A 22,814-nucleotide genomic window follows, 5' to 3' on the forward strand; every position below is an offset into this window, starting at 1 on the left:
CGGCGCCGGATGGGGTACGCGTTGTCGCTGAATCCCGTGGTTCAGCTGCGGGAGATGTTCGAGGGGCTGCCCGACATGGTCCGGCGCCCGATCGAGATGGTGGTGTTCGGCGGGGATCTGCCGCGCGCCGACATCTCCAGAATGCGGTGGATGGCCGCGGAGTTGCGGGACAGGGCCGCGGCCATGAACGATCACGCGCTGAGCGCGGGAATGCTACTGGCGCAGCAGGATTCGCTGGGTATGTTCGGTGACCAGTTGCGGGAGGCGTTGCGCTCGCAGCGCGATGGCGGGGCCAAGCTGCGCGAGCGGGCACTCGCGCTGGCCGATCAGACCGACGGTGCGGCCAACGACGCGGAGAAGACGCTGTGTGTGATGTTCACCTTCGGCATCGAGCTGGGCTGGCGGATCGTGCGGATGGTGTCGGCGGCCGCCGCGGCCGGGCCGGTCGGTGAGGCGGCGGCCGCACCGGCGGTGGAGGCGGCGCTGACGGAGGGCCGCGCCGAGGTCGAGGTGATGCGTGCGGGCCTGAAGCAGGCCTACGAACGGCTCGCGGTGGATGCCGCGACCAAGCTGTCGGCGGTGGGACCGGTCCGGTTCGCGGTCACGGTGGGCCGGGCGGCGCTGCTGCCGACGGCCGTGGACGGTGGCGTGCAACTACTGCAGGTCGAGGCCGGTTACCGACATGCGTCCCCGGTCGGGGACAACGGCGAGAACCCGAACGGTATCGACGTGACGTCGATACTCGCGGCGGCGGCGTCGGGTGCCGGTGGCGCGGTGGGCGGCACACTGGCCGCGCGGGTGGCGCCCGGGGCGATTCCCATGATCCAGACCAGCCGAACGCTGGCCGGTCTGGTGCACGGGATGGCTGGCGCGGCGGCGGGTCTGGGCGCGGCGGCCATGATCACCGGCTGGCCGGAGTATTTCGACCATATTCTGGCGCCGATGCTCAACGGCGCGTTCGCCGGCACCGTGCATGCTCAACTCGGCAGCCACACTGCTGGCTCCGGTCCCGCTACCGAGTCGGCGGTCGACGGCAGCGTTCTGTTCACCCGGCCCGATCTGCCCGCGGCCGCACCGCCGGTGGAGATTTCGGCGGAGGCGAAGCAGGCGTGGGAGGCTGCGCGACAGCCATCGATGGCCGCTCCGAACGCGGCGACCACCGAGAGTCAGGCGCCGGTACCCAACGCGACGGCGAACACCGCGCCAGGGGCGGCGGGGCCCGCTGGGCCCGCACGGCCGGGTTCGACACCGGTCGATGCGGCATCCGGCGGGGGCACGACGGTGTCTGCTGCGCCAATAGCGGCCCCCGCCGGATCCGATGCCCATGCGAACGCGGCCGCACCGTCGGTCCCTGCCGGCGCCAAACCGGCCGCGCCGCCGAAGGTTTCAGTGGATGCCACCCCGCGCGCGGCAGACGACGGACAACCAACATCGGCCGATGCCCAGTCACTCACGAGGCCGGAATCGCAAGCGGCAGTCCCGGATGCATCGGCGCCGACACGCGGTGCGACCGACACCCCACAGCACACCGCCGGGCAGCATCCGTCGGCAGGCAACGCGCGCGACCGGACCGTGGAGCACGGCCCGCCGCCGGTGGTGACCAGTGCCGAAACAGCCACACCGCCGAAGGTTTCGGTGGACGCAACCCAGCACGGCCCCGACGTGCCCGCCACCGAGGAGCATGCCGCCAGCGCCGCGCGGCATCCGGATGGTAACGAGTCGAGCCGAGTCGCTCCACGAGTGGAGGCCGGTGCGGAAACCTCTGGACCACAAAAGGTTCCAGCGGACAACGGAGAGCGCGCGGCTCCGGACGACTCGGCAGCGGCCACCTCCGACGGACGGCGGGCGGCAGCGAGCGATGAGCACGGCTCCGCGGTGGAGCACGATACCCAGACCGGTGTGCCCGCCCAGAGGACACCGGCCGATGCCGAGGCGGGGCCGGATACCGGTCCGGCCGCGCCTCCCGGCGACGAAACGGGCTCGTCGACCACGACTTCTCGCGATCATGCCGAGGACGTGCTGGCCGATTTCCATGCGCGGTCGGGTGATCACGTCCCGGAGGCGCTGAAGTTGTCGAACCTGCCGGACGAGGTGTTGCAAGCCGGGCTGTTCCACCCCGACGAACACGAATCGCTGGTAGCGGGGATGGAGATCATTCGGCGCGGCACGATCGACGAGGTACCCGGTGGGATGGTGTTGCGTGTGCCGCAGCTCGAGGGCACGTTCGAGATGGCCGGGCGACCGGTACAGATGCTGCCGGGGCAGGGCAAAACGCTGATGTTCATGTCGTACTCGTTGAACCAGGCGGTCCGTCACGGTTCGGCGCTGCTGGTGACGACCGCGGACGGACTGGCGCATCGAGAGTTCACCGAGTACCGGCGGGTGCTCAGCCGCTACGGCATCGACGTGTTGCGAGCCGATCAGGAGACCGGGTTCGGTTCGGTGACACCAGGCCGGCCCGCGATCGTGGTTGCCACCGGCGAGACCGTCGGGCATCTGTGCAATGCCGGTCATAAGCCGCCGCGCCGGGCGGTGATCGACGAAATGGACGCGATCGTAGACCGCGGTGAGAAGATCTTCATCCAATCCGAAGGCACACAGGACGCCGCTCCCGAGGCAACAGTTCGTGAGGTCTTCGACGCGCACGACTTCCTCGCCGACGCGGTGGCGAAAGGGCAACTGTCGCACGAGGATTTCGGTCTGAAACAGATCGCCGAGGAAGTCGACGTCGAACGGTCCGACGGCACCCTCGACATCGACACCGAGTACTGGTACGACGGCAGAGCGGAGCTGACCCCGGCGGGACGGGCGAAACTGGAGGCGCTGCCGGGCGGGAAACGGTGGCTGGACGGCATGGGATCGTCGCGGCTCGAGATGGCCGCCGCCGCCGAGTTCACCTCTCGCAAAAAAACGCATTACGTGATCGATCAGGGCAAGATCGTCATCATCGACCAGGCCGAGCACGGCCTGCAACGCAATCCGAAGACATCGAGCGAATCACGCTGGAGCGCAGAGCCGGGCAAGGCGAGCTTGGCCCAGGCCGTCGAGGCCAAGGAGATCCGGGCCGCCGAGGCCGAGGGGATGAACGCCGAGCAGCACGGGATCGTGGTGCGCGCCGACGCGGACTCGTCGAAGAGCATCACCGCGGCCGAGATATACGGCACCAACCGCTTTTTCGACCACATCACCGGCGCCTCGGGCACGCTGGACGATCTGGGTGGCGTGCTGAAGATGGTGTACGGGCTCGACGCGCCGCACAAAATCGATCCCTACAACCCGTCGCAGCTGGTGGAGGGCCAGGCCGACCTGCACGAGAACACCCGTGCCAAGCTGAACGCGGTGGCCGGCTACGCCCACCAGATGTGGGACGGCGGCAACGGCCGCTTCCAGGAGATCCTCTGCCACCGCAACGATCTGGTCGAAAAACAGGTCCGCGCTCTGCTGCGGGCCGGAGTGCCGCGGGAGGCGATCGAGGCGGTCGACAACGACCGGATCGCCAAGTGGGGCGCCGACTCGGAAGCCGAGTTGCAGAAGGTCTTCGACGCCGCCGGTGAGCAGGGCAAGATCCTGGTGATCAACCGGCAGGGCCAACGCGGTGTGGACATCGCCGTATCCGACGCCGTGCTCGCCAAGGGCGGCATGCACGTGTGGATGACCGAGGTCCCCGAACAGTCCTACATCTACGACCAGGCCAAGAACCGCACCGCGCGCAACGGCAAACCCGGTACCGCACAAGCATTGATGTCGCCGCAGGACGAACTGATCCGCAACGCCATGCACCTGCGCGGGGTCCGCGAGGCGGTGGTGCAATACAACCAAGCCGTGGCCCAGCACCGGGCCGAGCCGACAGCCGAGACGCACAACGACGTCGTCGAGGCCAGTGACAAGCTCGGCTCGCTCGTACCCGGATTGCAACAGCGCGCCCATCACCACGCCACCGCCGACTTCCTCCTCCACAACGCGCCGATTACCGCCCCCGAAGCCCTCATCGCCGCGTTGACCCCCTGGCACCCTGGCAATGCGAACATCGGCGCACCAGACCAACTGGTGGACCGATCCACGCGGCTCGCCAGACTGTTGGGCATTCCCGCCCCGAGTTTGACCGCTGCGGTCCTCGATGACGACCCCGCCGACACCTCCAAATCCGACACCCACCATGCCAGCTCTGAAACTCACCACGCCGACCCCGGCACCCAACGCGTCGGCACCCGGACCTCCGGCACCGACGGTACCGGCGACCCACTACAGAGGCTGCTGCGCGAAGCAAACCTTCCGCCCGCTGTGGTCGCGGCATTGCGGCAGCAGGTCGATGCGACCACCCGCGCAGCCGCCGTCCAGTACGCGCTGCTCACCGACGAACAAGCACTCGAGCAGCTCACTCCCCGGCGCGACGAACTCGCCCAGCAACTCGACTGGTCTCCCGAGGAGGTCGAAGGTGCCGAGGGGCTGCGGCAGGTCGGCATCGCGCTGGCCGAAGCTCAGCACGATCTCGCGAACACACTCGGGTTTCCCCCCTCGGACATCACCCCCGCGATAGCCCGAGACATCGTCGGTGAAGCGGTCGTCCAGCACCTGTCCGACACCGGCATCCACAATCCCACCGGCGACGTCAATACGAACGACACCGCAGCCCGCGAAGCGGACGCCGCCGATCCCGTCGCCGAAAACGCCGAGAACGTTCTCGCCGCGGCCTCCAACTACCTGGCCACCGCAGCCCTGCTCGACCTGATCACGCAAATCCACCTACGCAGCCCCAACAACTGCGTCAACAACGGCGTGACCGCCATGCGAGTGCTATGCCCAAAAAACAAGGACCTCTTCACGATGCCGACCGGTGGGTTACCGCTGCGGGGCCACGACTGGAGCACGGTCCAAGAATCGTTCCGCGGCGGCATACCAACGACATTCGGCTCATTGGACAAAGCCGTCGAATCCCTGAAACAGCGCCCCGGCGGCATCCAGGTCCTGGTCTACAAATGGAAGGACACCGACAAAGACGGCAGCGACGACGCCGACAACCACCTCGTACTCCTGGTCAATGACAGCAAACCCGGCGACCCCGCGAAGTTGGTCGTTGTCGATCTCGCCGCAGATGAAAACGGCAACCTCGACTTCGCCCCGCACGATCTGGCCGATCCGCGCGCATTACTGAACAGCGCCGTCAAATTCGATATCTGGCAGCGCGAACAGCAGAAATTCATCGATAAGCTGCCCGAATCCAAGCGCGCGTTCTGGACCATCGATTTCGAGCCGAACGGCGACCTCGTTCAGGAACCGTCAGCACCCGCCACTAACCGCACCGAGACCGACGCGTCTCCTGAACATATCCGGGTGATAAACGAGATCGGTGAACCGGTGCTCGCCCAATCGAGGCCATTCGATGACGAAGGCCCGCTCAGCCAGCCGGTCACGAGCACCAGGGACTCGCCTGACCGGCCGAGTCCTGCCCATCCAGCAGATTTCGCCCGGATGGGCAACCGCCCACCCGATGGCACTCGTGCTTCCGAGCCAGAACCCGAACAGGAGTCGGGTTCTCCCGTGACGGATGTCGCGCCGCATATCGGCGCTGCGACCGCCCGACTACGCGCCGACACGAGAGTGGACCGCCCCGGCTGGGCGGACGCCATCGAACAGCTGGACCGAGACCTAGCCGACGCCGAGCAGCGCGAACTGACGCTGCAGGCGGAGTTCACCACGAAGTCCGCGGCACATCTCGACACTTGCCCGGCGGACCGGGAACTGCTCGTATCCAGCCCTGACCTGCCCGAGCGACTGCGAACCGCAGCCGGTGCCACGGCAGCGAACCGGGCCGACAGTCTCGAAGAGCTCGCCGACACGGCGGCTGAGCATCGCCTCGCCCAGCGCCGGTTGCGCGAACTTCAGCAGCGGGCGCGCCACGTCGACCGGTTGGCGGCCGAATACCATTCGGACGCAAGCGATAGCGTGATCCGCTGGCTCACGGCCGCCCTGATAGCCACCGAACCGGCAGACGGACCCGAGGCAAGACGGCAAGCGGTAACCGCTGCCGCGCTGCGGCGCTTGCCCGGGACCAGCGACAGCGAAGCGGCACCCGGCGGCGAGGAGTGGGCGGCCGAGCGGCTGGCGGTGCCGGGCGAGTCCGCCCACCGTGCCGGGATCGACGCCGACGAGGCAGCGACCCTGACCCGGCAGCGAATCGAACAGGTACACCGGTGGTGGACCGGTCTGACCGACGAAGAGTCGCCCGAGGAGTTGCGGGATCCAGCACTCGCCGAACTCGTGTTGCTCCGCGGACACAGCTGGTTGCAGTCCACGCTGGTCCGACAGCATCCGGGCCTGCTCGGTACCACCACGGGCATCCCGACCGATGCCCGGCGGCAAGCCAATGTGTGGGCGGCCGAGGCGCCGGTGTCAGCGCGAGCGGCGCGCCTGATCGCCGAGTTGTCGACCGCCGACCCAACGGCTGGCCGTCCGACCGAGGTACCGGCGGACCCCGCGACCGAGCCGCCGACTCCCGTGCAGAACCTGCGCCACGCCGACTTCTCCACCGGCGAGCTGGAATTCGTGTTCGGCGAGGATCCGGAGTGGGCGGACAAGGTCGTTTACCTGGTGCTCGACCGAGACGCCGACCCGGTGTCGGAGTACTTCGCCACCGCCGCGAGATTGGTCGAGCAGGTCCGGCGGATCACCCCAGACCTGCGGGTCTCCGTGGTGGCCTGGCGGCGTGGACCCGTCGGCGACTCGGCGGAGTCCCTGCGGACCCGGGAACTGCTGCTGCGTCAGCAGATCACGGCCGACAACCACTACCGTCGCCTCGTCAACCCGGCGGCGGCACCGGATATCACCGTCATCGGCTCGGATACCGGCTGCCTGGTCGCCGGCGGGACCGGACTGTCGGCGGCGGACGGGCTGCACACCCTCGTGATGGTCGAACCGAGTCCGGGCGCTGATATCGTCTCGGCACCGAACCCCGGTGTCGCCGTGCATGTCCTGTCGTCCGAGGACGCCGGCGGCTGGCTGGCCGCCGCGGCGGCGGCCACGCTGTTCCGGATGGAGTCACCGGGCGAGTCGTCCGCGCAGGCTCACGCGCGCGGCGCGGCCAACGGCACCGTGGCCGCACACCTCGGGCAGCAGGATTGGGGGGCGTCCGAATTCCAGCGGCTGCCCGAGCTGATCGGCGATGTCGACGGCATACACCCGAATGTGCGCTCCGTCGTCAACGACGCGAAGATCCAGCGCGCCAACGCTTCCGATGGCGAGGAGTCATCCGCCGCCGTGGTTCGCGCTGGGATAGAACAGGCCAGGGCCTGGGCCGCCGACCACGGCCTGGAACGGCCGGATTTGTTGTCCGCGGACGTATCCGACCCGAACCGTGCCGATGTCACCCTGTCCTTCGGCGAACTAGGCGTACCCGAGCTGCTGCCCGAGGCGTTGTCCGGACTGTTGCCTTTCGCCCACCCGGCGAAAAAGGTACTGACCTATGTGTTCGACATCACCGGCGACCCGGCGACATTCGGCGCACAGGCGATGGCCGCCGCGGCCCGATTCGCCTGGGCCGAACGCCGTTACGGCGCTTATCGAATCGCCCTGGTGGCCCACCTGCGGTTCCGCCGCACCGGTACCGATGACGACGGGTCGGCCACCGCGCAGGCCCACCGATTCGTCCGTCGGCTGGACGCCCTGCAAGGGGTGCGGGAGGAACCGGCGACCCTGTGGGTGGAGGGCAGCGACCGGGTCCGACCGATGGTCGAGGAGATGGTCCGCGCCGACGCCGACGCGCCGCTCGAGCAGGCTGCGACAGCGGCGCATGGTGATCTCGACGAATGGGCAGGTGGCCCCAACGTCATCGCCGCCGACGCGCTGCTCGTACTGCACCGGTACGAAAACTACTACCGGATGGCGGTCGAACAGCTCGATCGAGAGCTCGCCGACGCCACGCCTGGCGCACGGACCGCCGCACTCCAGCAGCGCCGCGACCATCTGCACGACCTGGCGGCGGGAATCGTCGCCGCGGTGGCGGGGTATGTCGAGGCGGGTGCGATGTACCGGGCCGCGGAAACGGAGGTGCCGGTCGAACTGCTGTCCGCCGCCGTCGATCTCGGTGGTCTCGAGCGCCACAACACGGCCGTCGCCGCCTTGCTCGCGGCGAGTCGGCAGCATTACCTGCTGGCCGACAGGATCGACATGCTGCGGGAGACACATACCGCTCTGGAAACGTTGGAGTCGTTTCACGACGACCGATTGAGCGGCATCGCGCCGCTGCGGTTGGACTGCTCCGACACCGATACCTATCGGATGGCGCGGGCCGCCTCTCCGGACCGCGATCCCCGGCTTCCGCCCGAGCCGGAACGATTGGAGCGCATGTCCGGACTGATCGGCTTCGGTTCAGCGGACGACCTGACCTACGGTCATGAGAATCGCATGTGGTGGCTGCGCAGACAGCAATTGCTCGCCCAGGCCCGTGCGGCGGGACATGATCTCGACGACACCGAACTGCATGAGCACATCGAGCAACACCACGCCCTGCTCGTGGAGCGTCGGATACTGCTTCGTGAGTATTTCGGCTACCCTCCGACGGACCTGCCGGGCGGCCCCGAAGGGATGATCGGCAGCAGACCGTCGGAGCACGCGTCCGACGGCGTTCCCGGCCCCGCCGATCGCCCCGGCCCCGCCGATCGCCCCGGCGCCGACGATCCGTCCACCGGGCCGGGCGAGCCGGGCGGCTCTATCGGAAGTCGCCCGAACGATCGCGATGATTCCTGGCGTGCACAGGTGCTGCTGGCAGCGGGTGCGCTCGGCGTCGATCCCGCCTTCGCGGCGCCGGGGTCCGCTGAGCGGCAGCAACTGGAGCGTCTTCGCGCCGCCGACCTGCGTGAGTTCAGTAGACAACGGTTTGTGGCGGGCGATCGGCGATTGGTCGGCAAGCCCGACTCCGACCTGACGTCCGAGGAGGCGGAATACACGCTCGCACGTCTTGATTCCGACCCGCTCGCGACCGCGCAACAACAGGCGGTCGGCCGCCGATGGCTGCACGCGCATCGGTTGCTCACCGCGGCCGACGAGCTCACCCGGCCGACCCGAACCATGCAACCGAGCGACGACGTACTGGACCAGCTGGTAATGGTGATCGACCTGTGGCGGATGGCGACCGGTGCCCACTCCTCCCAAGAGCCCAACCGGGCGCCGGATGACCCAGAGCATGTCGCGACCTCGCTGGCGGGTGTCGACGCGACCACCTGCCGCGCGCTGCTGCACCGCAACGACGAAATACACACGGCGTTGCGGAGACTCGAGAGCGTCTGGGGTCCGGCGTACGGCGGGGACGGGTCCGCCGTCGTGCTCGACGCATTCACGGACGGCGTATGGCAGCACGTATTCGCAACCCTCGAACCGGCGACCCTGCACACATTGCCTACGACGATCGACAACGTCGCCGAGCAGCTTCGACCATTCATCACGGGTCTCGCCGATCTGCCGATCGAACAACTGCGGGCCTATGCCTTGCTGGACCTGCAACACCGCTTGCTGGACAAGCTCGTACCGAGCCTGCGCGCTCAGGCCGAGCGGGAGAAGCGGACCCGCCTCATCGGCAGTCGGCCACCGTCGGGCGGACTCGGAAGCGCAGGCACACCGTCCTCTGATGAGCGCACCGCGGCGGTTCGGGCTCCGGCCGATAGCGGTCGAGATGACAGCGTGTCGCTGACACCGTGGAACAAGGCCGGTGCTCAGGGCGCTCGAACCAGCGCCAGCACATCGGGACCGGACGGGTTGATCGGTAGCAGACCTGCCGAAGGTCACGAACCCACGAACCGACGGGCACTCGTCGAGCACTATGCCGGTGCGGCGGACCCGGGCGGGGAGCGGGGATTCCTCGATCTGGAAATCCACGACCAGATCCGCGTGCTGGAGCACGCGCTGGGAATCACCAGCGAGGCGGAGCGTGCCCTGGAACTGGCCCTGTTCATGGAGGACACCTATCGCGAAGTCGTCCTGGTCTCGGGCCAGGAACGCCCGCAGGACATTTTCGACGGACCGGAGGGGTGGGCGGGCTGGCTGGATGCTCGCGTCTTCGCACGCTCGAGATCCGAGCAGGCACTGTCGGTGGAGTTTCTAGCGGAGATCCATCGTCGGCTCGCGGTTCGGGTGAAACCCGAGTGCGCCGGGCGGTTCCGGGGCGCCGGCGATTCGCAGGGAGGCGCCAACATCGTCCGGGCCGCGCAGGGCGTGCCGCTGACGGCCGACGAAATCAGCGCCGTCGTGAACAATCCTCGGCTCACCTACGTTCCGGAACCATACGGACATGGCGTGCCTTACGGGTTCATGGCCGTTCCGCGCATCGATGGAGTCCCCGGCGCCCGCACGCTCAGGTTCGTGTCGTCCCCGTTGTCCGACGAGGAGCTGGCCGATCTGCTGTCCGACCCGCTCGCCGGCTTCGAGCGGCCGACCCCGAGGTCTGTGCGACTGGCCACGGCGGCGTTCATCATCTATCCGCGGTACGGCTCGGCGGCGGCGATGCGCGACGAGCTGGCGCAGTTGTGCGCCCTGTACAACGAGGCCATCGCCGAACCGGGATACAACCCGTACCAGGTGGCTGCGGACCTGCAACAGGGCCAGATATCGCTCCATCCCTTCTCGATAGATTTCAACGGCCGCGCCTCGCGGGTCGCCCTGTGTTGGTCGCTGGAGCGCGCGGGGCAGCCGCCCAGCGCTCTCCCGTCCTTCAACAAGGACATGTTCAGCTCACCAGCGGAGTGGGCCGAGCAAGTTCGGCAGGGCAGTGCTCGCTATCGGAAATGGGAGGCCCGGGTCGAATCGGACTCCACGCTCGACCCCGTGGCATTGTTCGAACTAGAGTCGGTGCGGCAGCGATATCGGGCCCTGGGGGGCACGGACCGTCCATTCCCGCCGGGCAACTATTTCACCGGCCGCGTGGTCGCCGAATTTCATCGGGTGCTGCGCTCGTCCGCACCGCTCGACGAATTCGCGGCGCTGGACTTGTTGTTTGTTCCCACTGGCCCGCCCGTCATCACCGAGCTGACACGTCCAGGCACCGCGGACCAGGCACCCGGTGATCGGATCGGCCGGCGTCCGCACGAAGGCGCGGGGCGTGATTCATCCGATTTTCTGGTGCGCGGTCGGACCCGAATACCCGCGGCGTGGGCTGGAATGGGGCCGCTTCGCAGTACGCATTTCCCACCGCCCGGACGGCGGATGACGACCAATGATCCGGATATCAATGCGGCGCTGTGGGGTTTTTCGCTTTGGATGGCCCATGTCGCCAATCAGGGACTGAATGGGCTCAGCGCCCAATGGGCTTCGGCAGACACCCTTGAGGCTAAGCGAGAGGTGCTGACACAGCTGTACTTCTGGATCTCGAGTCAGCGGTACCTGCGTCAGGTCTGGGCGGTCGCGCGTGACCCGAATATCGTGGGTATCGATGGGAAAAAGGATCCCGAATACTTCCGGACCAGGTTCACTCGCGGTGTAAATGATGTCGAGATGTACGGCGACTTGATGTGGTTGCGCGCTGGGATAGACCGCGATTCCAGGACCGGGCAGTGGCACGGCGGTGTGGGGACGCAGGCGTTTTGGGCGGCATCCGCCATCGGCCGCATTCTCCGTGCGCGAATGAGGGACGAGGCGGAAGATCCCGCGGTGCTGGTAAATACTGTGGAACTTCCTGACGGGACCCGTGTGGACGGAAACGCCGTGCGTCGTTTCGATCGTGACAAGTTTGCCATCGAAACGGCTTCGGCCAGTGATCAGCAGGTGATTTTTGATGCCGCCATCACCGAACTCGCCACGCGCGTCGCGCCTCGCTCCCCGCATCCCTCGTCCGACACCTTGCGATGTTTCGCCAACGTGGTTTATCTGCTCTTTCAAGCGCCGCTGATTATCGGGGGCAGCGATGCGACCATCCGGATGTTCGCGGCCGCCACGATGACCTTCGCGTTCGGTCGGCCGCTGCGGCTACCACACGATCTCGATTCACAGGCCAAGGCGCGCAACCAGTCTGACTTCATCGCATGGTTCACCGACATCCTGACCCGTCGGCTGGGTGCGACAGGTCCGGCGTCGGAATCTGCGCGTCCGCACCTGATCGGCCCTCCTTCTGCGGAACTTTTCGCTCGAGGTGTGCAGGCATTGGGGCAACAACGCACGTCGATCGAGTTGCAACCCGGATCCGACATCGAACAGTGGGTTGCCGGTCGGGGGTTTGGCCTCCTGTCCGGTCCCCATGCGGTGGAGGATGCGTTCACGCGGGCGTCCCGAGATCTGTTGCAGGAAGAGGGACTGAGCGAGGTCCGCCGTCCGGAGGGTCCGATGCGCCGCAGTGTGGTTAAACGCGCGATCGCCGCTCGGCTGCGGATTATTGCTGGATTTACCGACCCGGATTTCAGTCGAGCCTATCCCGACAACTTGTACGGCGACAATCGTGATATTCGCCGCGATAACGCCACGGCGTTGCAGCGAATTGCCCACAAACTGGAGACCGACCCGAAATACTCGCTTACAGATGTCCGCGAGGAGGCGCGGGAGCATGCCTTCCACATGCAGGCGAAGTATGAGGGCTTTCGGGGGCAGCAGGTAATTCGACCGGGCACGCAGCCCTGGATCCTGAGCACCATTACCGAAAACCTCATGCGTCGACTGCCCGAGGGTGTTGGGTCCGATACCGCACGGGACGTGATCGATGCGGTCATACGAATAGCCGAACTCGTTTCTTCCACCTCTGCGGACGGGGACTCCGAGCCCGGCACCGACGCCGACGCGGCGATTGTGCTGACTCTGAATGAAGGTGCGGATCGACAGCTACGATTGCGCGCTCAGCTGGATTACAACGCGCACGGCACGCCGCCGAGTCCGGCGATCTTGAACCTCGCATTGGCGGGCGCGAAATGCCAGTTCCGAGTAGAGGAGTCGCGCCCGCTCTCCGTGACGGAGCCGCATCCACGCCATCGCGTGCTGCTCGATTTCTCGTCACCGATCACCGATACAGGCCGGGACTGGACTGAGGTCGCCGATCGCCCCGCAGGTCCGGTGATGGTACCGATCACGGTGGGTCACGCCGTCGGGGCGGTCGCCCGTCGGGCGCGTTTCCTTATCGGCGAACTCGGGCGACCGGCGTACATCGCGCGATTCGCGCCGATCGTGGGCGAATTGATCAACCGCTGCCGAGCATCGCATGCCGAAGTGCACACCGATCGGCGGGGTGAAGCGACCGCTCTCGGAATCCGCGCCGGGAATTGGGTGCTCGATTTGCAGACGGCGGGGCCGACAACGCCAACCGTCCTGCGCATAAGTCTTCCGAGCGTTGTGCGCGATGACCTGCGGGCGGTGCTGATCGCGCTGCTGCCGGAGGCACCGCGGTTCACCGAATCGCTGGCCGAGGAGGCGTCCGGCTTCGCTCCCGGTGAACTCACCATCGCGGTTACCGGCGAACCCGGCGGCCGCACTGTCGAGTTCACGAGGTCCGACCATTCGGCCATGCGCGTCGTCCGGACCGAACCGGCGAATAATCCAGTCGGCAGCGCCGTACTCGATTCCTCGGCGCGATCGGCCGGACCCGCAGTCCATGATATAGCCGAGCCGCCGGTAACCGCCGATACACGAATCCCCATTCTGGGTATTCCTGGGTCGACACAGCACACCGCTCCACCGATCAACGTTCACATCTGCACCAAAGATGGTCCGCAACGCTTGAACGAAATTATCTCCGATATCGCGTCTGTGATTACTGCCGTGGACGCGGTGTTCGTGTATGACGATTCTGTGGATTGGGTCAACAGGGCGCACAATCGTTTGGCATTGAAAAGTGCGCCGTTTCGGACGGTATATATAGATGAGTCTCGTCGACGCGAACTTCTACGCAATCTCCCATGGCCGGACGAGGCCGCTGAGTCGTATGCGCGGTATGCCTTCAAGGAATTGGGGCGTGCCGAATGGAACCACGCGGGCATCAGAGGGCTGGCGCATTTCGTTGCGGCGGCCACCGCTGCTCCAGGGAGTAGAGTTCTCTTTCTCGACGATGATGTGAGATTGTCCGAAGGTGCTTTTCAAGGCAAAGTGTATCAGGTAGATTCCGAAGCGGTCGCTGACCTGCTCTCCAGACCGATTTCCGATGACCGCGTAGTGGGCGCAGAATATGTCGGGCGGGCGGATGTGTACGACGCCGAGCATGCAAAGCATGCGCTGGCGTCGGATTCCGCGGCCGGACCTCAGACCAATTATCGATTCGTGCCAGCATATGACGGTGGTGAGCGAGAGGACGCTTTGGAGGGAGCTGTCCCCATCACTGGGGCGTTTCTTTTGCTGGATGACCAAGGTGTACGCCGTGTTCCCATACCGCACACCTACAATGAAGACATCGCCTTCATCGCGGTATTGCAGGCGCACGGATATCGTATTGAGGTGGCGCCTTTCAAGCCCTTGCACACGGGTGACGAAAAACGTATGAAGTGGCGCACCGCCTTCATCCAGCAGGTGGGCGTCGTCATCCAGAAATCTCTCGAGCAGGCCCTCGAAGAAGTCGGTGTGGATGATCTGCAGGCACTTGCGGATCGAGTGATCGGCTACTGTGACCGTAACGCTGAAATGGCGGCGGAGATCTGGAAAGAACTATTTCGCGATCCTGATCGCCAATTCGGCGAAGTGCATTCTCGGAACGTTTACGCACTGGTGGATACCGAACGGATCGCTCGCGAAGCGGGAACGGCACTCGCGGCCTACCTGCGTTCATGGTCGGGCTGGCGCAAACTTGTCGACGACCCAGCGGTATCGGCCTATGTACGACGCGCGGCGCATTTGACCTTCGGCACCGAGCCCGCTGCCGCACATCGAGTGTTCGAAGTAGTCGATCGGCAAGCAGATCGGTCGCCCGGCACCGACCAGGTGGTCGACACCTTCGGACAACATGCCGATCAGTCGCGCGGACAACACGGACCCGATGGGCGCATCGGCAGTCGGCCGGGCGAAGCGACGCCTTGGTCCCGTAAGCTGATCGACGGGCTATCGCTCACATCCGGCGCGTCCGAAATTCTCACCCTGGCTCGAAATGGAATGAGCCGCAACGAGATCGCCACCATGCGCGATATGGCGCTGGTCGCCGCGCGGCTGTCCGATGGTGACCTGCGGACGCTGCTCGCCGAAACGCGGGCGGTGACTTCGGCTCACCTCGCAGCCGTGCATCATGGACAACCTCCGCCGGTCGCCGCGGCCATCGCAGCCGCACGAGTGCAGACCGCATTGGCGGCCGAGCAATGGCGTCGGCTCACCGACGGCGGTGCACAACCGTCGATCGCGGCGGCCGAAACCGTAGCCCATGCCGCGACCGGGGTATTCGAGATCGTCGGAGCCCTGTCCGCGGCGCGGACGATGTCATCGCCCCGGACCGACGTTCTGGACGTGCTGGCCCGATTCCCAGAGCGAGTGATCGCTGCCGCCGAACTCGACGCGGGGTGGATCGTCAATGCGGAGGAATGGGCGAGATTTGCCGAGGATCACTTGGTCGCGAGTCGGGATGGTGACTGGGATCCCGCGCTGATTCGATCGCTGCGCGCACTACCGGCGCAAGGAGCCGACTTCAAGCAAGATCGGCCCAACGGTCAGATCGGCAGTCGCCCGTCCGATTCCACCCCGAAGCGGGGTGATCCGACTCGACATCCATCGGCGGTGATGCCGCCGGGCGCCGCTCCTGCCGGGCCGGAGGGAATAATCGGCGCCAGACCGCCGGAGTCCGACGCCGCCGACGAGCGGGCCGCTCAGTTGCTGCGCGGGCGCGCGGAACTGGTCGAGGAACTGCGCACTGTCGCGGCGCTGCGCGGCGAAGAAACCCCGGCCCCCGGTGCGGAAGCGTCAGCCTTGGACGCCTGGCACCAGGTCCACGCCGAAGCCGCCACCACCATTGCAACATTGATCGGTGCCGATCCGGGGCTGGTGTCAAACCACCTGAACGACATACTCGATCTCCTGCTCAGGCGCCTGAATGTACTCACCCGATCCCAATGGGACCAACTGCTCGCCAGCGCTGGGCAGCAGCGATTAACCGGGCTCGGCTCCTGGATCAGCCGTGGCCTGCTACTGGAGGACGATCTTCAACGGGCAACCGCGCTGGCCATCGAGGGGGCACCGGACACCGAGCTCAACAAATCGAACACCGTCGGCCGCGCCGAGCGGAGCCGAGAGCTCGACGACATGTTCGGCCACGCCACTGTCGCATCGGGCGAGGTCGTCGAGCGCGACGCCCAACACCGCTCGAGCGCGCTCGAGCGCCTCGCCGCCACGTTGGACGCCACCACCCCCACCGGCCGCCTCTTGGCCGCTCTCGTGGACCACCAGCAATCGGTTCGACTGATACAGCTGACCAACATGCGGGCCGACATGGACCGAGTCATCGCCGAGCACCTCGGCCGAGGCAATACCACGGAACCCGATGGTCCCGCCGGGACCATCGGCAGCCGTCCGCCCAATCACGAACCCGCACCTACTCCGGATTCTTCCGAACCAGTTGGCCGAGCGGCCGTGGACCAGCCGGGGGTCGCACGGCAGCCGGAACATCAATCGAGTCTCATCGATGGAGCAGGCACCGGCCGCCGAAGCGATGCCGACATGGCCCGGGAGACACCCGAGGTGGAGAAGATCGCGGCTTTGCGGGGACGGCCGGGCGTCAAGATCGAACTGATGACCTTCGAAGACGGCGTCCAAGTCCTGCGAGAGACCTACCGCTATGCCGAACATGCCATGCGGGAGTGGGCGCAGGCACTGATTTGCCGGGCCATGGGAGCACCGATTGCCGAGGTGCGCCTGAGCCCGCCCGAATTCCATGTCCTCTACCGCGATTACCAGTACGAAGGAGCCTCGCGCGACCCACACGCGGCCGACCTGCTGGGCATTTCAGCGGCTATCACCGGCAAGAAGAGCCCCTTCGCCGCTGCCTTCGTCCGCTACGTCGACGGTCGTAAGGTGTGGCAGGACCACCATCTCCCCCGGCAAGCCATCGTCGACATCGGGCGGGTTGTGATGTCTGCCGGGGACCTGTTGGAACAAATGGCATTTCCCGAGTCGCTCTCGTGGACGGTGCTCAATACACAGAGGGCGGCGATGGATTCGCTGCGTGAGATTGCCCAGCACGCCGAGAGTCCGTTGCGCATGGCCAGGCTCGACGACGACGCCCAGGCCAAGACTCGGCTGATCGAAGACTTCTTGCTCAGGCACCCTTATCTCGAGTTGGCCGGGTTCGACAGTCCCCACGTCCCGAAGGAGACCGTCGAGGAAATCTTGGCAAAACTGGATGACCTGCTCGATAGGTATCGATACGCCCCTGGTTTCCGGATGCTCATGACCAACATTCGCAAATTGAGGATCGACTTTCTGTTCGGCGCGCGCGCCACGACCGGCCCCGAGCCGGACAAGCACGGAGAGGAACTCGACGGTTCCACCGTCCGGGCGGAATTGACATTCAGTTTGAAGTATGCAGCCGATAGAAATGCGGCCCTCGCTGATAATCAGCGTCGTGTCGAGCGCGGAATACTACCGAGCAGCGAGCAGCCGTATGCAGATGATGTGCTGCACGAGTTCGCGCACGCGATCGACCGTGCCACGGGGGACGAGCTCAGCCGGAACCTCACCGCCATGCTGCGCAATGCGCACGCCCAGCTTAAAAGGCGCGGCCTGATCGAAAGTTACGCGGAATGGCTCAGCCGCCTGCCGTCCTACGCTTTCACCAACGTCGCGGGCCAGACCACGCTGAGAGAAGATGAGGCCCTCGCTGTCGGATTCAGCGACGCGGAGATCAACGGCAACGTCGTCGGCACCCCGCGATGGGTGATCCACGAGTACGTCGCGAATCTTCAACCGCCGCATGTCGAATCAGCGCACTTCACCGCGCACCCGGACCTTCCCGAAGGTTTGATCGGCAGCAGACCATCGGATGACCCGTCGAGCGATGCCCGGTCCAGGACAGCCCGAGGCCCCCACTCGCAACAGCCTGACCGCGTCGAACCGGCAAGCGCCGCAACTGATCCCCATGCAGCGGTAGCACGCCGCGCCGACGAACGTCGGGCGGATACGGATGCTGACGCGCCGCCGAGCCTGTCTTCGCGGCCATCGACGCCGGATACGGAATCGAGTGGCGGCCGCAAGACCGAGACACCATGGGCGAGATCGACCAGGGCCGCTGACCGCGACAGGAGTGGTCCGGGGCGCGACGATCGCCCCTTCGTGGTCGGGGATTTTCATCCGCGCATGCCAGCCCGTAGCCACAGCGAACAAATGGTCATATTCGGTGAATGGCTCGCGGCCGTCCGGACGCTGCATGGCCTCACACAACAACAACTCGCCGATGCCATGGGGGTCAGTAGGCAAACCGTAGGAGAGGCCGAACGCGGTACACGTATTACCATTTACTACATGCGTGGTTTCGGTCGCGTTATCGGTTATTCGGACGACATGCTTCGTAGCGTTTCTCCGCGTCATTTTGCACGGTTTTTCGGTAGGACTGTTCCTGATCCCCGAGATCCTGATCTCCGGACATTCGGTGATTGGCACAGGGCAGTTCGGACGTTCCGTGGGATGAGTCGCCGGCAACTCGCCGAAGCAATGGGTGTAAGCCTGTCCGCTGTAACGAGGGCGGAGAACCATTCCCGCATATCACCGGATTATCTGCGTGATTTCGGTCGTGTTTTTGATGTTCCGGACGAGATGCTCCGCATTGCTGCTCCGCGCGCTTCGGGGCCTGGACCACTGGGGCGTCCCCGAGCGGTGACGGTCGGTATCTCTCTCATGGATCGCATTGTTGAATACGATGAACCTCCCAGAATGGCGAAGTACCGTACCGCGCGGTCCATTCGCAGGACGCCAGGCGCCAAGGCTCTCAACCAGGCGGTTGCCCTCGCGCGGCTCGGCGCGGAGGTGGAATTCGTCTCCACGACCGGGCGGGATGAGGATGGCGCAGAAATTCGCGAGAGATTGCGGCGCGAGGGAATTGGTTATGACGGTATACGGATCGAGGACGGTATTTCGACCGGAATGGTTGAATGTATAGTCGAGCCGGACGGGGAATGGTGGTATATCGACCATCTGTCCCCAGAGCTGGATCTGACCAGCGAGGACATTCGACGTAATATCGGCGCGATCGAGAACGCCGATGTGGTGCTGCTGACTTTCACGGCGCCGGGTGCGGTCGTCGCGCACGTCGCGTCCGTTGCTCGGGAAAACGGTGCGACGGTCGTTCTGCAGCCGGCGCCGGCGCGTGACCAGTTTTCGTTCGAGACGGTGCGTATGGCCGATATTCTCGTGCCGAACGAAGCCGAGGCTCGGGCGCTCCTGACCGCTGCCGGGGCAACTGATGCCGAATCGCTCGACACGCAGCTGCTGCCCGACCGTCTGTTCGATTTGCTGGGTGTTCCGACAATCGTGGTCACGCTCGGTGCGGCTGGTTGCGCCGTGCGCCATCAGGGGCGCACAGGAGTGTTCGAGGCACATAGCACGTCCGTGGTCGATACCACGGGCGCGAGCGATGCGTTCACCGCCGCGCTGGCGATGGGTGTGGTGGCCGGGCTGCCCGTCGAGCAGGTGGTGGAGATCGCTTTGTCGGCTGCGGCGCATGCGGTCGCGCATTCCGGTGGTCATGAGTCGATGCCCTACGCCCATGATCTCGATCTCTCATTTATCGGTGCGGTACCCGAGGAAGGCGTCCCGTCGGATCCCGAATTCGACGCCGGGCGCCACACATACGACATGAATCGGGAGGCATTCCAGCGCTGGCACAAGATCCGGGCACGGAACCAGGGGGCCGGGTTCGCCACACAAAGTCTTGGGCAGTACGCCCGGATCCACGATATCGATGGTCGCCGAATCAGGCGCTGGCTCGCCGAGATCCACGCCGAATCCGACGATGCCCCTGATGCCCCCCTTCCGCATCCGCACGCCTATGAGCTGGCTCGTGACTGGGCAAGGGACGTTCGCGGATTCCTCGCGTTGACACGAGCCGACATGGATGTGCTCACCGACGCGAGCCCGGGGACCTGGGAGGCTATCGAGGCAAACGCCCGGCCGCTTCCTGTCGACCAAATGCGGGCGCTATTGCGCCGTGTTCCTGATGCCCGCCACCTGTATAGCCCGCTCGCGCAGTTCTTCTGCCCGGATTTGGCGGCAGCTCCACCCGGCGACGTCGGCGGTAGCCTCCGGCGACTCCGTGAATACACCGGATCGACCCAGGAAGAACTAGCTCGCGAGCTCGGTGTAATTCCCATGACGATAAATAACCGTGAGGCTGCGGATCATCTGGTGCGCGTGGGATGGGAGGCGCATCTGCGTGCCCTGGCCGCGCAGTCGTCAGATGCCATCGACGGCGATGCCGATATCGGCGCTTGCCTGCGGGTATTACGGTCGCGAACCGGCCTTCCGCGCCGACATCTCGCCGTGAAGATGGGGATGGCGGAGGAAGCTCTCGCCGATATCGAGGCAGGCGGTTCTCAGCCGTCGAAAGATATCGTCGAGGCCGTTCTCTGCTCGTTGGTCCCCGGCACGCCGATTTTCCCCGAAGGATATCCTCACGCGGGCAGCTATCTCCGATATCGCCGCGAACAAGCGGGTGTTCTCTTGGCGCAGGTGGCGACCGCGACAGGCATGACGGAAGCCATGGTCAGAAAACGCGAGGCAGGGGAAGTTCCGTTGACGGCGGAGATGGTCGAGATGTATCTCGGCGACGATGACCAGGTCCTCGACCTTCGACGCGATATGCTCGAAGTGTTCCCGTCTATCGATCCCGATTTCGGAAGAAAGAATTCATCCGACTACTCGGTTGAATTATTCCATTTTCCCGACCCGCGCAATACCCGATCACTGGTCGAATACAAGGATGAATTTCAGCGGGTGAACGGTCTCGCCGATATCGATGTAAGACGTTTGTTCGGCTGGAATCCGGGTCGATCGCCGACCGTAGGTGCAGACGCTGCCCTGCGGGTGTATGACCGATTCTTGCGGCAGGCCGGGCACTGGAACGAATTCGCTGTGGCGTGGGGGTACCGCTATCGTATGGATCCGTTAGGGGAATCGGCTCCTGATCCCGGCGATTTCGACTCGATACTCGATTGGAAAGAGGCAACTCGTCTATATCACAGGACGACCGAACGGGTTTTCCGAGACGAGGTGGGTCGACGCGATTTCCGCGGCGCATCTGCCGCGGAAAAACAGGCCGGTCTCGCACAACTGGACCGTATGCGTGAGGCGGGCTACATCTCGGCAGCGGCGATGCGACGCGCGGCTGAGCAGTTCCATATTTCTGATCCGGCGCCCCGCCCAACGCCATGGTCGCCGCATGCATCGATACCCGCCACTGAACCCGAAGTTCCGTCCACGCTCCCGCGGCCCACTCCCGCGGCAACGTCCATGAAATCGGTCGAAGATAATCCCGCCGACCAGACGCGGCAGGCACAGCAGCAGCCGACACGATTCGAACGGTTTCGCGACAGGGTTCGAGCGGCATTCGAGGCGGCAGAGCCCGGGCCAGGTAGTCGGGTGCTGGCAGAATCGGCCGAAGCGGAATTGCGGAGTGCCGTCGAGCAACTCACTCGCGACCTACGCAGGGTCCTGGTACTGCGGTTCTGGGAGGGGTTGTCGGTCGCCGCGACGGCAGCGGCGACGGGACACCGCACGGACACGGTCGAGCTTCTGCAGCGAGCGGCGGTCCGAGCGCTGGTCACTACGTTGACGGCCGTCAAGCGCGGAGCCTCGAGTATCCCCGCTCGCGCAGATCCTGCGGCTGCCGAAGGTGTGGGCGAACATATACCGCCCACAGCCGCTACCCATACGCCTGAGCCAACCCCCGTCGAGAATCGGCCGCCCAACCGTGGGCGCGAGGCGCCGTGGTCGCAGGATAGGTCGTACCGCTCGGCGGTCACCCGCGAGCCGATTCGTGCCGGCGCGCTGTTTCGTGCCGATGGCAAACCCGGCTACGTCATCGACGGAATACGTCGATTCGATTCCGATCGCCTCGGTGAGATGTACGGTGAGCGATATCTTAGTTCCGCATTCCGGGATCTTCCTGACGATCAGCGTGCGGCCGTTCTCGAATGTACCTTCAACTCTTATGCGTATCAGTCGCTACTGCGCCCGACGGGAGTCATTGATCCGTCGGTTGCGGAACGGAAATTGAAGGAATTCTACAGCGACACCAGAGACGGCTGGAGCCTGTTCGAACTCTATGGCAGTGTCCCGACGTTGGATGACATTTATCGGGCCGCCTCGAAAGCCGATCTGACTTCGGTACAGCGGGATCTCGTATCACGCATCATAAGTTCTGAGGACCCCTGGCGTGAATTGCAGAAGACAATTCGAAGACCGCTATCGGCTGGCATGCGGGGAACATTCACCGCTTCCTTCGGAAAATGGCCTACGGTCGCGGACATACAGGAACGGATCACCCTTATCAACAGGGCCGTGCAAAGCCCGCTGCCCGAAGGGCTGGAGGTCCATCGTGCTCTCAAAGAGGCGGCGTTCATGATGGCGGGCGACAGCCCTTACGAACTGGTCGGCACCACCTGGATCGAGCCCGGCTTCTCCTCGACATCGTTGGGGAAGGGGCCCGTCGTCATTGCCGACGCCGAGCCGACGGTGGAACTGCACATTTTGGTACCGAAAGGCGTGGAGGCGCTGTGGATCGGGCGAAATGGCCCGTTTCCGGAACAAAATGAGCTCCTGTTCGGGCAAGGGCTCGGAATCCGCATCACCAACGTACGTAAGTCCGGGGGTAAATGGCATTTCTACGCGAAGGTGATCCGGTAGCCCAACCAACGCCGATACGACATTTATCGTGCGCGGCTGGCCTGCGCTGG

At 65.3% G+C, this 22,814-nt stretch carries 1 protein-coding gene; it reads left to right on the top strand.

The window, feature by feature from the left end; translation table 11 throughout:
- Positions 1-9: 9 nt before the first annotated feature.
- A complete protein-coding gene (locus tag ACQP2U_RS15845) occupies positions 10-22,764 on the top strand; it encodes a PfkB family carbohydrate kinase (protein ID WP_433715352.1) in 22,755 nt (7,584 codons plus the stop codon).
- Positions 22,765-22,814: the final 50 nt, after the last annotated feature.

The sequence above is a fragment of the Nocardia sp. CA-084685 genome, from assembly GCF_050955785.1.
In the GTDB taxonomy this organism is placed as follows: Bacteria; Actinomycetota; Actinomycetes; order Mycobacteriales; family Mycobacteriaceae; genus Nocardia.